The organism is Thermogemmatispora carboxidivorans, from assembly GCF_000702505.1.
Lineage (GTDB): Bacteria > Chloroflexota > Ktedonobacteria > Ktedonobacterales > Ktedonobacteraceae > Thermogemmatispora > Thermogemmatispora carboxidivorans.
Genome location: NZ_JNIM01000001.1, coordinates 1,518,433 through 1,532,149, shown reverse-complemented (window position 1 = coordinate 1,532,149; position 13,717 = coordinate 1,518,433). Strand labels below are relative to the sequence as shown.

Annotated in this window: 11 protein-coding genes and 1 riboswitch; of the genes, 5 read left to right on the top strand and 6 right to left on the bottom strand. The window is 59.6% G+C overall.

Translation table 11 applies throughout. From position 1 onward, the window contains the following. Positions 1–9: 9 nt before the first annotated feature. The 6 genes from N688_RS06085 to mtnA all read right to left on the bottom strand — a co-directional run bounded on the left by N688_RS06085 (position 10) and on the right by mtnA (position 7,693). Entirely contained in the window at positions 10–1,158 is a 1,149-nt protein-coding gene (locus N688_RS06085; protein ID WP_052888446.1) for an acyl-CoA dehydrogenase family protein, read from the bottom strand. A 334-nt stretch (positions 1,159–1,492) separates the two neighbouring features. After that, on the bottom strand, positions 1,493–2,779 hold the full coding sequence (gene metK, locus N688_RS06080) for a methionine adenosyltransferase (RefSeq protein ID WP_052891389.1): 1,287 nt from the start codon (positions 2,777–2,779) through the stop codon (positions 1,493–1,495). Positions 2,780–3,007: 228 nt separating this feature from the next. Further along, positions 3,008–3,130, bottom strand: a riboswitch (SAM riboswitch). A 224-nt stretch (positions 3,131–3,354) separates the two neighbouring features. Next, the gene (gene ahcY, locus N688_RS06070) at positions 3,355–4,623 is read right to left on the bottom strand and encodes an adenosylhomocysteinase (RefSeq protein ID WP_052888444.1); all 1,269 of its coding nucleotides are present in this window, start codon (positions 4,621–4,623) and stop codon (positions 3,355–3,357) included. Between the two features lie 162 nt (positions 4,624–4,785). Further along, positions 4,786–5,757: a PfkB family carbohydrate kinase gene (locus N688_RS06065; RefSeq protein ID WP_052888443.1), complete on the bottom strand. Its 972-nt coding sequence runs from the start codon at positions 5,755–5,757 to the stop codon at positions 4,786–4,788. 149 nt (positions 5,758–5,906) lie between these two features. Further along, positions 5,907–6,542, bottom strand: coding sequence for an HD domain-containing protein (locus N688_RS06060; protein ID WP_052888442.1), 636 nt, complete (start codon positions 6,540–6,542; stop codon positions 5,907–5,909). Then, on the bottom strand, positions 6,542–7,693 hold the full coding sequence (gene mtnA / locus N688_RS06055; RefSeq protein WP_052888441.1) for an S-methyl-5-thioribose-1-phosphate isomerase: 1,152 nt from the start codon (positions 7,691–7,693) through the stop codon (positions 6,542–6,544). Before mtnA ends, N688_RS06060 begins: the two co-directional genes overlap by 1 nt. A 339-nt stretch (positions 7,694–8,032) precedes the next feature. On the opposite strand from mtnA, the gene N688_RS06050 reads away from it, so the two are divergent. From N688_RS06050 to N688_RS06030, 5 genes are all read left to right on the top strand, one after another. Further along, entirely contained in the window at positions 8,033–8,569 is a 537-nt protein-coding gene (locus tag N688_RS06050) for an RNA polymerase sigma factor (RefSeq protein ID WP_162179504.1), read from the top strand. 382 nt (positions 8,570–8,951) lie between these two features. Beyond that, entirely contained in the window at positions 8,952–9,377 is a 426-nt protein-coding gene (locus N688_RS06045; protein WP_052888439.1) for a hypothetical protein, read from the top strand. A gap of 290 nt (positions 9,378–9,667) precedes the next feature. Then, positions 9,668–11,557, top strand: coding sequence for a sensor histidine kinase (locus N688_RS06040; protein WP_052888438.1), 1,890 nt, complete (start codon positions 9,668–9,670; stop codon positions 11,555–11,557). A 94-nt stretch (positions 11,558–11,651) separates the two neighbouring features. Next, on the top strand, positions 11,652–12,053 hold the full coding sequence (locus tag N688_RS06035) for a response regulator (RefSeq protein ID WP_052888437.1): 402 nt from the start codon (positions 11,652–11,654) through the stop codon (positions 12,051–12,053). A gap of 51 nt (positions 12,054–12,104) precedes the next feature. Further along, positions 12,105–13,676 (top strand): leucyl aminopeptidase, encoded by a 1,572-nt coding sequence (locus N688_RS06030; RefSeq protein WP_052888436.1) that lies wholly within the window; start codon positions 12,105–12,107, stop codon positions 13,674–13,676. The last annotated feature ends 41 nt before the right edge of the window (positions 13,677–13,717 follow it).

Genomic DNA, 13,717 nt, shown 5'->3' with positions numbered 1-13,717 from the left:
CTCGTTCACTCAGCAACCAAGATGCTTGGCAATGATCAGGCGCTGCACCTCGCTGGTTCCCTCGCCAATTTCATTGACCTTGACGTTCCGCCAATAGCGCGAGACCGGATACTCGTCCATGAAGCCGTAGCCACCGTGGATCTGCACCGCCTGATCAGCTGTACGCTTGGCGGTCTCAGAGGCGAAGAGCTTGGCCATTGAGGCTTCAGCACTGTAGGGCCTCCCCTGCATCTGTAACCAGGCCGCCTTATAATACATCAGCCGCGCCAGTTCGATCTCCATCGCCATATCGGCCAGCTTCATCTGAATGGCCTGAAACTTGCTAATCGGCTGGCCGAACTGCCGGCGCTGCCTGGCATAGCTGAGCGCTTCATCCAGGCAGGCTTGAGCAAGACCGACCGAGAGAGCAGCAATGGCCACTCGCCCCCCATCGAGAATTTGCATGAACTGCTTGAATCCCTCGCCGCGCTGGCCCAGCACGTTTTCTTCGGGCACCTGACAATCCTCAAAGGTGAGAGGGCGGGTATCGGAGGCCCGCCAGCCCATTTTACGGTAGGGATTGCCAATGATGTAGCCAGGGGTACCACGCGGCACAATGAGATTGGTGATCTCGCTGCGACCGTCGGGCCGTGTCCCAGTGACAGCCGTAATGGTCACCCCACCACTGATGTCAGTGCCGGCATTGGTAATGAAAGCCTTGGAGCCGTTGATGTGCCAGTAGCCGTCATGCAGGACAGCACGTGTTCGGGGACTGCCAGCATCGGAGCCGGCTTCTGGCTCTGTCATCCCAAAGGCCCACAGCTGCTGACCGCTCGCTAACGGCGGCAGGTAGCGCTCCTTCTGCTCTCTCGTCCCAAAGAGATAGAAGGGCATGGCCCCTAACGAGGTGTGGGCTTCCATTGTAATCGCCACCGCCGCATCGCCACGAGCGATCTCCTCGATTGCAATGCAGTACGAGAGGAAATCAGCCCCTGCTCCACCATACTCCTCGGGGAACGGTAGCCCCAACAACCCCAGCTCGCCCATCTGGCGGACCAGATCGTAGGGGAACTCACCCGTACGATCCATCTCCTCCGCGCGCGGCTTGATCTCCTGCTCGGCGAACTCGCGACAGGTATTGCGAATGGCAAGCTGCTCTTCGTTGAGCGAAAAGTCCATCGCAGCGACTCACTTTCCTTTCAGGGTTGATAGATTGCCGAAGGGTCAGGCCAGAGGCCATGTGGCATACATCATAGCACAAAGCAAGGCAGGAGGCGATAGCCCACTAGCGAGCCGCCGGGCTAGAGAAGAGAGGACAAGGGGGCTGCCACAGTAGAGCCTGACTGCAGGAAGAAGCAAGCAACCTCGTGTCTCACGGCGACCTTTCCCGTACCGCTACCTCTGGTGAAGGATCAACGCCGCGCGGGCTTGCTCCCCCAGGCTCCGCTGCGCAGCCCTCTTCAGCTAGATGGTTGAAGCCGAATATCCAGTACCGGCCATGATCAGGCCGAATTCAGTTAATCTCCGCGGTTTCGCCAGCACGCGACTGCGGTGGCTGCTGAGAAGTCGTCGCATCATCCTCGACGCTGGCGCCAGCACTGCGCCGCAAAGCCGCTACCCTATCGAGCGCTTCCCAGGGGGCATCAATATCCGTACGTCCGAAGTGCCCGTAAGCCGCCGTGGGACGATAGATCGGACGGCGCAGATTCAGCTTCTGAATGATGGCCGCCGGACGCAGATCAAAATGCTCATTGATGAGACGGACCAGCTCCTCGTTGGAGACCCGCCCAGTGCCGAAGGTATCGACAAATAGCGAGAGGGGACGAGCCACGCCGATGGCGTAGGAGATCTGCAGCTCCAGGCGATCCGCCAGCCCGGCGGCCACCAGATTTTTCGCAATATAGCGCGCCATATAGGCTGCGGAGCGATCGACCTTGGTGGGGTCCTTACCGCTGAAAGCCCCACCACCGTGGCGCGCCATTCCACCGTACGTATCGACAATAATCTTGCGACCCGTCAGGCCAGCATCACCCATCGGCCCCCCAATGACAAAGCGCCCCGTGGGATTGACCAGGATGCGCGTCCGTTCATCGAGCAGATGGGGCGGAATCACCGGCTTAATCACATACTCGAGGACATCCTGACGAATCTGCTCCTGATCGACATAGTCAGCGTGCTGAGTCGAGACCACAACCGTATCAACGCGGACGGGACGTCCATACTCATACTGGACAGTGACCTGACTCTTGCCATCGGGGCGCAGATAGGGCATCGGCCCATCGCCAACCCATGAGCGCCGCCGCACCTGCGCCAGCTGATGAGTCAACTTGTGCGCCAGACTGATCGGCAACGGCATAAGCTCGGGCGTCTCGTTACAGGCAAAGCCAATCATCATGCCCTGATCACCGGCCCCAATCTGCTCCAGTTCATCATCAGTCAGTACAAGGCCGCTCTTGACCTCAGCCGAACGACTCACCCCCAGATCAATATCGGGGGACTGCTTGCCAATGGAGGTCACCACACCACAGGTGCGATAGTCAAACCCATACTCGGCATTAACGTAGCCAACCTGCTCGATCGTCTTGCGCACCACTGCGGGCATATCAACCCAGGCTGAGGTCGTGATCTCACCGGCGATCAGGACCAGGCCAGTGGTCGTCGCCGCCTCGCAGGCGACGCGGGCCAGGGGGTCCTGGGCTAAAATGGCGTCGAGGATAGCATCCGAGATCTGATCACACAGCTTGTCAGGATGCCCCTCGGTCACCGATTCGCTGGTAAAGAACAACTTTGGACTACTCATGAAGCTGCTCATGGTATTGCTCACCGAACACATTCCTCCTGACGAGAAAACTGGCACTCTTTGCCGCTTTTTCTCTCTTTATCTGCCTGCTAATCGAGCAGGTCATTCACACACACACTTCCTTAAGGAGATAAGCGATGTGGGGATCGATGCAGTGGTTGCAGTGGTGCATAAGGCACAAAAAGACCCCTGGCAAGCAGGGGTCTAGCAACGTCACCTTGCTTATCCCCCTCATCTTGCGGAACGTTCCGCCGGAATTGGCACCCTTCCTGCTGCACGGGCAGTGGCCACGGCGGCAGATGGGTTGCCGGGCTTCATCGGGCCGTTTCCCTCCACCTCTCTGGATGAGAGCAGATCTCACGCGAACGTATTCAATTGTCGGTGTGCCGTCTTGGAAGCGGACACTGGAGGAGGCACCAGAGATGCTGATGCCTGCTATCCAGGACAAACAGGTCAGTTTTTCTCAGTATATCGAAGAATGCTGCTGACTGTCAAGAGAGCGGGCCAGAAGGCCCGTGGCCCGCATCTCTTTTGCCGGCCAGGCAGGGCCCGAGAGCTTGCACGGGCCTGGCGGCTCAGGTACCCGCTTCCCAGGAATTGAGATAGGTTTGCTGCTCCGAAGTCAATGTATCGATAGCAACGCCCATAGCCTTCAGCTTGAGGCGCGCGATATCCTGGTCGATCTCCGCTGGCAGCGTATAAACCCGCGGCTGCAGCTCGCTGGCATGCTTGAGCATATACTCGGCCCCCAGGGCCTGGTTAGCAAAGCTCATATCCATGACGCTAGCCGGATGCCCCTCAGCGGCGGCCAGATTGATCAGGCGCCCCTCGCCAAGCAAATAGACCTGACGCCCGTCGGCATAGGTATACTCATCGACAAAATCGCGGATACGCCGCTTGCGCACGGCCAGCTTCTCCAGCTCAGGGATATTAATCTCGTCATTGAAGTGGCCCGAGTTGGCCAGCACGGCTCCGTCTTTGAGGCGCTCCAGATGAGAGCGGTCGATCACATTGAGATTGCCTGTTACTGTGATCAAGATATCGCCAATGGTGGCCGCCTCCAGGGATGGCAGCACGCGGAAGCCATCCATCACCGCCTCCAGCGCCCGAATCGGGTCTACCTCCGTTACCACGACGTTGGCTCCCAGACCCCGCGCACGAGCGGCCACACCACGCCCACACCAGCCGTAACCCAGCACGACAATCGTCCGTCCGGCCAGCAACAGATTGGTCGCCCGAATGATGCCATCGAGCGTGCTCTGGCCCGTGCCATAGCGATTGTCAAAGAGATGCTTGGTGTTCGACTCGTTGACGGCCAATACCGGGTACTTGAGCACTCCCTGCTTTTCCATACTGCGCAGACGGATCACCCCGGTTGTCGTCTCCTCCATTCCTCCAATGACCTGCCCGAGCAGCTCGCTGCGGCTGCTATGGAGGGTCGAGACCAGGTCGCACCCATCGTCCATCGTCAACTGTGGGCGATGGTCCAGCGCTGCATGGATATGGCGATAGTAGGTTTCCTCATCCTCACCCTTGATGGCAAAGGTCGGAATCCCATATTCGCAGACGAGAGCCGCGGCCACGTCATCCTGGGTCGAAAGCGGATTCGAAGCGCAGAGCACCAGATCGGCGCCCCCGGCCTGCAGCGTCAGGGCCAGATTAGCCGTTTCCGTTGTGATATGCAGGCAGCCCGCCATGCGGATGCCTTTGAGCGGCTGCTCCTGGCTAAAGCGCTCGCGGATGAGGCGCAGCACGGGCATATCCCGCGCGGCCCATTCAATGCGCTCCTTCCCACGTGGGGCCAGCGAGCGGTCCTTAACATCTCCCTGTGTCGATGTGGTCATAGACCCTCTTTCCTTCCCTTCTTCTCCATAAGATAAGACTAGAGTCAGCGATCTGACGCAGGTTGCTTCTTTTCTTTGCTCCTCCGCCGGCCTCCTAGCTGTTATGCAGCTTGGCAGCGCTGTCAGCGGAAGCAGCGGCCTGCCCACCGACCTGACTATGGCTTAGCCTGCGGCGGGGGTCTCCGCTGAGCGCCCCGGCAGCCAATTGGGATCGAAGTGCGAGCAGGCTACCAGGGCCTGGTAGCGAGCGGCGACATCCGCCAGCGTCAGCTGCTGCAGACGGCGAATACTGAAATCCTCACAGGCAAACGAACCGAGGATATTGCCATGAACCACCGCGCGCTTCAACTCCTCAAAGCCGTAGCGGCCATCTGGTCCTGGCTCCACCGTCGACAGGTAGCCCAGCAAGCCCCCGGCAAAGGCGTCGCCAGCACCGGTCGGATCAACCACCTCCTCCAGAGGATAGGCGGGGGCGCTAAAATAGCTGCCATCGCGGCCAAAGAGCAAGGCCCCATAGCTGCCCTGCTTCACAATCACATACTTCAGACCCAGGCTGAAGAGCTGGCGCACCCCAGCCACCACACTGGCGCAGCCGGTGTAGAGACGCAGCTCCTCCTCACTCATCAACATCATATCGACGCGCTTCATGACCTCGGTGAGCTGAGACCGCGCCGTATTGATCCAGAGATCCATCGAGTCCAACACCGATAGACGGACCTGCGGCATGGCATCCAGCACCTCTCGCTGGAGGTCAGGCTTGATATTGGCCAGGAAGAGCAGCGAGCTACTGCGGTATTCGGGTGGAATTACCGCGTGGAAATCAGCGTAGACTCCAAGCTGCGTATCGAGCGTATCGCGCACATTCATATCGAGATGGTAGCGACCGACCCAGCGGAAGGTCTGGCCCTGATGCACCTGTAAGCCAGAGAGATGGATGCCCCGGCGGCGGAAAAACTCCAAATACTCCTGGGGGAAATCGGAGCCGACGACCGCCACCAGATTGACCGGGCTATAGAGGGAAGCCGCCGTAGAGAAATAAGAAGCGGCCCCGCCGAGCACCTCTTCGACCCTGGCGAAAGGAGTTTCAACCGTATCCAGGGCCACCGAGCCGACAACGAGGATAGACGACGACACGTCCTCACAACCTCCATGTGAGAAAGAAATCAGTGTCTGGCTAGTGAGCAGGAGTGCGCCTGCGAGCGAGCGGTTGGATGGCGGAGAGAAAACAGCAAGGGCGCCTGCTCACCAGCCAGTGCCAGTCAGCAAGAGCGGACCAGCGTCGCTCAGACAGGTGTGGCTCCGCTCAGATGCTCAATGACCCCATCCAGGAAGGCCAGGGTCTTGCCGAACTTATCGCGGGCCAGCTCGCGGGCAGGGGCCGTATTGAGCGACTGGTACAGCTCCACAAAGCGCTCCTCAATATGGCGCAGGATCGCCGCCAGCACCTCACTAGTCACCGCTCGATTGGGATAGCGCGCGCCGAACTCGATGAGTGAAGTAACCACGGCCAGCCCACTGAGGCGCCCCAACTTATCGGCGTCGTAGAGGATGCGCGTCTCCAGGGGAACCTTGCGACGCTGCTCGGCGGGCACCACCGTTGTATGAGCCAGAATGATCTGTTCCACCTTGCGAATGCGCTCCTCGGGTACATCCAGCTCGCGTAAGAAATCGACGGCCAGCTCAGCCGACTTGACATGGTGGTCCTGAAAACCATAGGAGGCCGTCGAGATATCATGCAGATAGGCGGCGATCGTCAGCGCCTCCATATCCAAATGAGCGGCCTCCTCATCTCCCCGAGCCTCCAGGTCTAGCGCAAGCATCTTACAGTTTGCCACAACGGCGCTGACGTAGCGAAAACCTTCCTTGCCCAGCGTTTCCTCAGCGTGCTGGGCTACAGCCTGCACAACGTCTGTCTCCATTACCTCTCTGCCTGCTTCTCGATAGGATGATGGTCATCTGCACAGAGGCCGCGCAGGGCTACGCTATACGGAGCGCGCGCAACCCCCCTCTCGGTAATAATAGCACTTATATATGTATGAGGGGTTACATCAAAGGCCGGATTGGCTACAGAGACACCATCGGGAGCAATGGAGATCCCACGGATGGCCGTGACCTCACGCGGGTCACGTTGCTCGATAGGAATCTCCTCCCCGGAGGGCAAAGCGAGATCGATCGTAGAACAAGGGGCGACCACGTAGAAAGGAATGCCATGCGCATGAGCGAGCACCGCCAGACTATAGGTTCCGATCTTATTGGCGACATCGCCATTGGCCGCGATACGGTCGGCCCCCACAAAGACAGCGGCGACTTGGCCCTGGCGCATGAAATAGCCGGCCATATTGTCAGTGATCAGCGTGAAAGGCACTCCCTCCTGTTGCAGCTCCCAGGCCGTGAGACGCGCCCCCTGGAGCACCGGGCGCGTTTCGTCGACAAAGACATGAATGCGCTTGCCCGCCCGATGCGCCAGATACATCGGCGCCAAGGCCGTACCCCAGCCGGCAGTAGCCAGAATCCCAGTGTTACAATGGGTCAGCAGCCGATCTCCATCGGCGATCAGCGCCTCACCATAGCGTCCCATGCGCAGGCAAGCCGCCCGATCCTCAGCAGCAATGGCCTGGGCCTCCTCCAGGAGTCGGCCCACCAGATCCCCAGGGCGGCACCCGGCCTTGGCAAGCCGCTGAGCCAGCCCAAGCAACCGACGAATGGCCCAGCTGAGATTGATCGCTGTGGGACGGGTGGCCGCCAGCAAGACCCCCGCCTCGTCGAGCCTGCTCAGAACGTCAGCGAGACTGACCTCACTTCCTCGCTCTGCCAGCAAGCGCCTGAGCGCTAAGACAAGTCCAAAGGCCGCCGCCATGCCAATCGCAGGGGCCCCCCGGACCTTTAAGGCCTTGATCGCCTCGGCTACCTGACGCTCATCTTCTAGCCGACTGTAGACGACCTGCTGCGGTAAGAGCGTCTGGTCAAGCAACATCAGGGCACAACCCCGCTCGTCTTCCTGCCACCAGAGAGGACGTACACGCTGCACCGGCTCAAACTCGTGCTCCAACCCCCCAGCAACCAAGGACATGCTCTCTTCTCTTCCTTCCTTCGTTAGCTAGCTTTGTGGAGATTAGACTCTCTTTCAATGGCTGATTCCTGCTGCTGTTATGGTATCATAATTGCCCCTCGCTGGCAAAAGAGGCTGCCCCCCAAATAGTACTAACATAAACAGAACCGTTTTCAACGAACCCGCTCAATATGCTAACATGATAAACAGCATACGAGAGCAGCAGTGTGAATAGCGCAATGCTACTAAGGTGTAGGTTTCCCGTTCCTCCCCCATGCTTGACCCTGCCCCGGCAGGCTCCAGCCGCGAGCGAGGAACAACAAGATTCTAGCTATAGTCAACATCGAAGGGATGTCGCGCATGGCTAGGGCGGAAACGAAAGAGAGGACCTGGTCTTTCGATCAGATCTACGACGAGTATAAAACATCTATTTATAATTATGTGTACCATCTGGTAGGCGACCGCGAGCAGGCGGATGATCTGACTCAGGATACCTTCCTGAAGGCGTTCCGCGCTCTGCCCAAGATGGACAGCAATCTCAAGGTCTCAGCCTGGCTCTATCGCATTGCAACCAATACAGCTTACGATGCCCTGCGCCGGAAGAAGCTGATCGCCTGGCTTCCCTGGCAGGATCTCGACCATGAGCCAGCCGATATGGAGAGCGCTGATCCACAGGAGGTCTATACAACGACCGAGCTGGTGCGCGCCGCCCTGCGACGGATGCCCCAGCAGTATCGGGCTGCCTTGCTGCTCTATACTCAGGAAGGCTTCTCCTACAGCGAGATCGCTCAGGCCCTCAATATCGCTGAGAGTGGCGTGAAGATGTACCTGTCTCGCGCGCGTCAGTCCTTCCGGGAACATTATAAGGCATTAGAGCGAGGGGCCGGCTCTAAGTAGCTCCGCCGCGGGAAGGCGATGATCCGGCACCGCTAGCCAGGCAGGGAAGGGCACATCGCTCGCACTTGGTGCTCTTGCCTTTCTGTCCGCTTGGCCATCGTCGGCATCTGCCGCTCTGCCGCTGCTCTCACTGTTGGCGCTGTTCACAGCGGGATGCTCCTTTCGTCCATTCGTTGCCCTGCCTCATCCTATCCTGCAGCATCACCGGCAACCCTCGCTTGCCTCTCCCACTCCCGCCCACCCAACGCCCTCCCTCCATTCCTCACCAACCAGGCTTCTACCTAGGCACCACGAGTATAATGTAGTAGTGGTGGGTCCCAGGCACTTCTCAAGAACCAGGGGCGGATTCGCAGTGCGAACTGAATAGGTTAGGAGGGATGTCATGCTACGAGCTTGGGGTCTCAGTAAATATTTGAAGCATGCCGCAACACGCGCCGCACCGATCTTGCTGACCTCGCCTGCTGCTGCTTCGTCCCCAAGGCTGGAGCGCGCTGCCGCTGCAGAGACAGCAACGCGAGGTGAGCTACAGCACTACGATGTTTATTTTCGCGCGCTTCCCGAGGCAGCCAGGCCCGAAATTATTTCTCAGCTCGATCGCCGCGAACGCCTGGTCTTTCTGCTGCTGAACGGAAAACGGAGCCTGAGCGAGATCGCTCGTCTCGTCCATCGCGATGAGCAAGATGTGGCCTGTACCGTGGCTCGCTTGCTCCGCAACGGCTATGTAGAGCATATCGAGGATGATCCTGCCTCCGCCAGAGCTGGCACACCAGTCACCCCGCTAACACAGGCTCCCTCTCATCCGTTATAATAAAGGAGCCTGAACAAACAGATGGCGGGGCTTGGGCAGACCCACCCGCAAGTGGCGGTCAGCAAAAGAAGCAGAGCAGGCTCACTGATAGTGTTGTCAGCCTGGACATCTTTTTGATTCGCAGGGTGTTGCAGCTTTCTTGTCCCGGAGCTGGCTGCCCGTCTCGCCGTGCTGCTCGTGTCGCTGGGGCTGGCCAGGCAAGCGCCAGTTCTTCTGCCAGCGCGGTACGTGGAGGGGAGGACGAGTCGGACTCTGCCCTCCCCTTATCTATTGCTGAGGCTTGTGCTCGCATGCGTGCGATGGTGCGTTCTTTGGGCGCTAAATTGATTCTGGCGGCGGGGTTGATCTGCCTCCTTTGCCTGAGCCTGTTCCTGGCCCTGAGCTGGCCTCTGCTCTCTTATTTCTCGGCCCATCAGACGGCTTCCCCTCACGTCTGGCTGGCGCTTGCTTCTTTGCTGCTCTTTACCTGTGCCCCGGGCTTCTTGCTCCTTAGCATCGCGGTTCGCCAGCTCGTTAGTCTTCCTCTCTCTGAGCTGCTCAGCCGGGTAGAGCAGGGCCTCCGCCTGCCGCTTTCTCTGCCCCCCCGTATATCTTCTTCCTCTACGCCGCCAGCGCTGCCCTCGACCACGCTGCCAGGCGACGAGTTAGAGGCCCTCTCTCAGGCTTTTCAGCAGCTCGGCTCGGCCCTGGCGCAACAGGATGCCGAAAGTCGCTTGCTGACACGCCAGCTGAGCGACCTGCTGAGCATGAGCGATGCACTGATTTCAACACTCAATCTAGAGCATTTGCTGGCCGAGATCGTTTCTCGTCTTGGGGTCATTATGCAGGTGCGTCAGGTCTCGCTCTTGCTCTACGGGCGCGATCAGCCTGCTCCGTGGGCGGTAGCTTTGTGGAGCAACGACCCGCCGCGCACCGAGATCTTGACCGGTGAGACCTATCGCCAGGGTCAGGTCCGTGTCTATACTGATCCACGCGCCGATATCACGCTAGCGGCCACGACAAAAATGGCCGCCCTACCGCGTCCCACTCCTCCAGCCCCCCGGCGGCGAGTGATCCGTCCACCGCGCCTGCAGGCCGCTGTCGCGCGTGTGGAACCTCCCCACCCTCGCATTCCCCACGAGGCGCTCCGTGAGCTGGACCTGTTGCTAGCCCGGATGGCCATGCAGAAGCAGAAAATCGCCTATGGCGAGGACGTGCGCGCCATCTACCAGGAGCGGCAGGAGCGCTGGGCGTGGCTCGCGCTGGAGGCCGGCTACGGCGCGGTGATTGCCACGCCCCTCTTGCTGCAAGATGAGACGATCGGGGCGATTATGCTCTACTCGGAGCGCCCCTATCAACTGACTCAGCGCGATACCTTCCTGTTGAGTACGGCAGCCATCCAGGCGGCGATGGCCATTCAAGATGCCCTGCTCTTCGCTGAGGTCAAGGAGAAGAACGTTGCTCTGGAGCGCGCGAATCAGCTGAAGTCGCAGTTCTTGGCCACGGTCACCCACGAGCTACGCGCTCCTTTGCATAGCATCATTAGCTACGGCTCCTTGCTGGTGGATGGCTTCGTCGAGGGAACACTGACCCCAGAGCAGGAAGAGCACATTCGCTTTATGATCCGCCGGGCCGAGGATCTGTCGCACCTGGTCGATGATATGCTTGATCTCTCGAAGATCGAGGCCGACCGCCTGGAGGTGCGCCTGGAGCCGCTGGCCATCGAGGGCTGCTTGCGAGAGGTTGTGGATCAGCTGAAGCCTCTGGCCTCAGCTCGCGACCTGACCTTACAGCTGGAGCTGCCCGAGGAGTTACCGCGGGTATTGGCCGATAGTTACCGCCTGCGTCAGGTGCTGGTCAATATGGTCTCCAACGCCATTAAGTTCACCGAGCGCGGTGGCATTACGATCCGTTGCAATCTCCTGGAACGCTATGATATGCTGCGTATTGCTGTGCATGATAGCGGGATCGGTATCTCACCGGCAGCGCTGGAGTATATCTTTGAGGCATTCCGCCAGGCCGATAGTAGCACAGCGCGCAAGTTTGGAGGCACTGGCCTGGGTCTGACGATTGCCCGTAAGCTCGTGGAGTTGCAAGGTGGCGAGGTCTTCGTGGAAAGTATGCCGGGGCATGGCTCGGTCTTTTCCTTTGTGCTTCCCCTGGCAGCCAGCCCGAAGCTCCAGAGCCGCTCTGGAGCCTGAGTGAGCGGTCAGGTCAGTCAAGACTGTCTGCTCCACCCACGCCCGCCACCTCCAGTTTCTCCACGATGAGCATCTAGGATGATAGTGACGATCGATGACGATGGATACCGGTGCATCTTCCACACGACGTGAGGCCACAATTCTGATCATCGAGAATGATCCTTCCGATCGCCTGCTGCTGGAGAAGGTCCTCTCCTCTCGCGGCTACCGCTGCTTTTCAGTGACGCATGGCCGCGAAGCACTGGACCTGCTAGAGCGGGTGCAGGTCGATCTGATTCTCACGGATCTGCTGATGCCCGTCCTCGATGGGCAGCGAACGGCGCAATTGATCCGCGCTCGTCCGGGGATGGGGAAGGTGCCAATCGTGGCTGTTACGGCTTACCCCCCCGACGAGGCTCGCAGCTCTGCTTCCAGCGGCGGCTACGACGAGTATCTGTTGAAGCCCTTTAAGCCGCGCCAGTTGCTGGATCTAGTTGAGCGTTTGCTAGTCCACTAGATGTTTGGCCTCATACGATGATGACTTTGGTGCAAAGGAGCTAGTGAGACTGTGGAGACTGTGGAACTCGATCTTCGCCTGACTAATGAGCCTCTTACAGAGATCAGCTGCGATGCCCTCGTGGTGAGCGCAGGCCGTCCACGTGGGAGCGAGCAGGCCCGCCTGAGCGCTCCTGCACAGGCGGTAGATGCTCGCCTGGATGGCTTGCTGCAGGAAAGCTGTGCCCGCAGCGAGATCAAAGGCTATAGCGGGGAGATTACGACGTTTTTTGTGCCGGGCAGGTTCGCCGCCAGACGGCTGATTGTGCTCGGCCTGGGCGATCTGGAGCGCGATGCTCCACGTACCTTGCGACGGGCCTGCGCGACCCTGGCTCGCCAGCTTCAGGAGAAAGGCGCGCGGCGCGTGGTTTTGGCCATCGATGTGACCAGCCTTCAGCCGGAACCCGGCTCGCCGCAGGCACTGACAACGCTGGCCGCTCTGCAAGCTCAGGTGGAAGGGTTCCTCCTTGGACTCTACCGCTTTAGTCGCTATCGCAACAATGGCTCAAGAGACTCCGAGGAAGCCGTCCGCGAGCTGCTGCTACAGGTGGGGCCAGCCCAGACGGCTTACGAGAGCAGTACGCTTGAGGCAGCTCTACAGCGGGGCCGCATCCTGGCCGAGGCGACCAACTTCGCGCGCGATCTGGTGAACGAGCCTCCGAATATCTTGACACCCGGTGAGCTGGCTCGCCGTGCCCGCAGCATGGCCGAAACCTGGGGCCTTGCCTGCGAGGTATTGGAACGCCCCCAGATGGAAAAGCTGGGCATGGGAGGCCTGCTGGCCGTCTCGCGTGGCAGTAGCGAAGCTCCCTATCTGGCTATCCTACGCTATCGCGGCGCCCCAGAGCAAGCAGACGGGCTGGCCTTGGTCGGCAAGGGCATTACGTTCGATAGCGGCGGACTCTCCTTGAAAAGCACAGATGGCATGGTGACTATGAAAGGCGATATGGCTGGAGCAGCTGCCGTCTTGGGAGCAATGCAGGCAATCGCTCGCCTCAAACCAGCTCTGAACGTGACCGCCCTCGTTCCGACCTGCGAGAATATGCCTGATGGGCACTCCTACCGACCAGGCGATATCTTGCGTATCATGAATGGGAAGACCATCGAAATCGTGAATACCGACGCCGAGGGAAGGCTCATTTTGGCTGATGCCATGTCCTACGCCACGCGCGAGGGACTGACTCCGATCATCGATGTCGCAACGCTCACCGGCGGCATCGTGGTCGCTCTGGGACATGTCTACGCAGGCCTCTTCAGCAACGATACGCGCTTGAGCGAAGAACTCATTGTCGCGGGCGAGACCGTGGGCGAGAAACTGTGGCGCCTGCCATTGGATGACGAATACGGCGAGCAGATCAAGAGCGAGGTCGCCGATATCAGGCAGACCGGCGGTCGACCTGCTTCCTCGATCACCGCCGCCAAGGTACTGGAGCACTTCGCCGGCTCAGCGGCCTGGGCGCATCTGGACATTGCCGGCACGAGCTTTGTGGATAGCTCCAAGCCTTACCAAGAGAAAGGGGCCACAGGGGTCGCAGTGCGCACGCTGGCCGAGTTCGTCATGCGACGAGCTGCCAGTCAAGGCTGAGCCGGACGACTGTGCATAGCTGTACAGTCGCGCAAACAGCG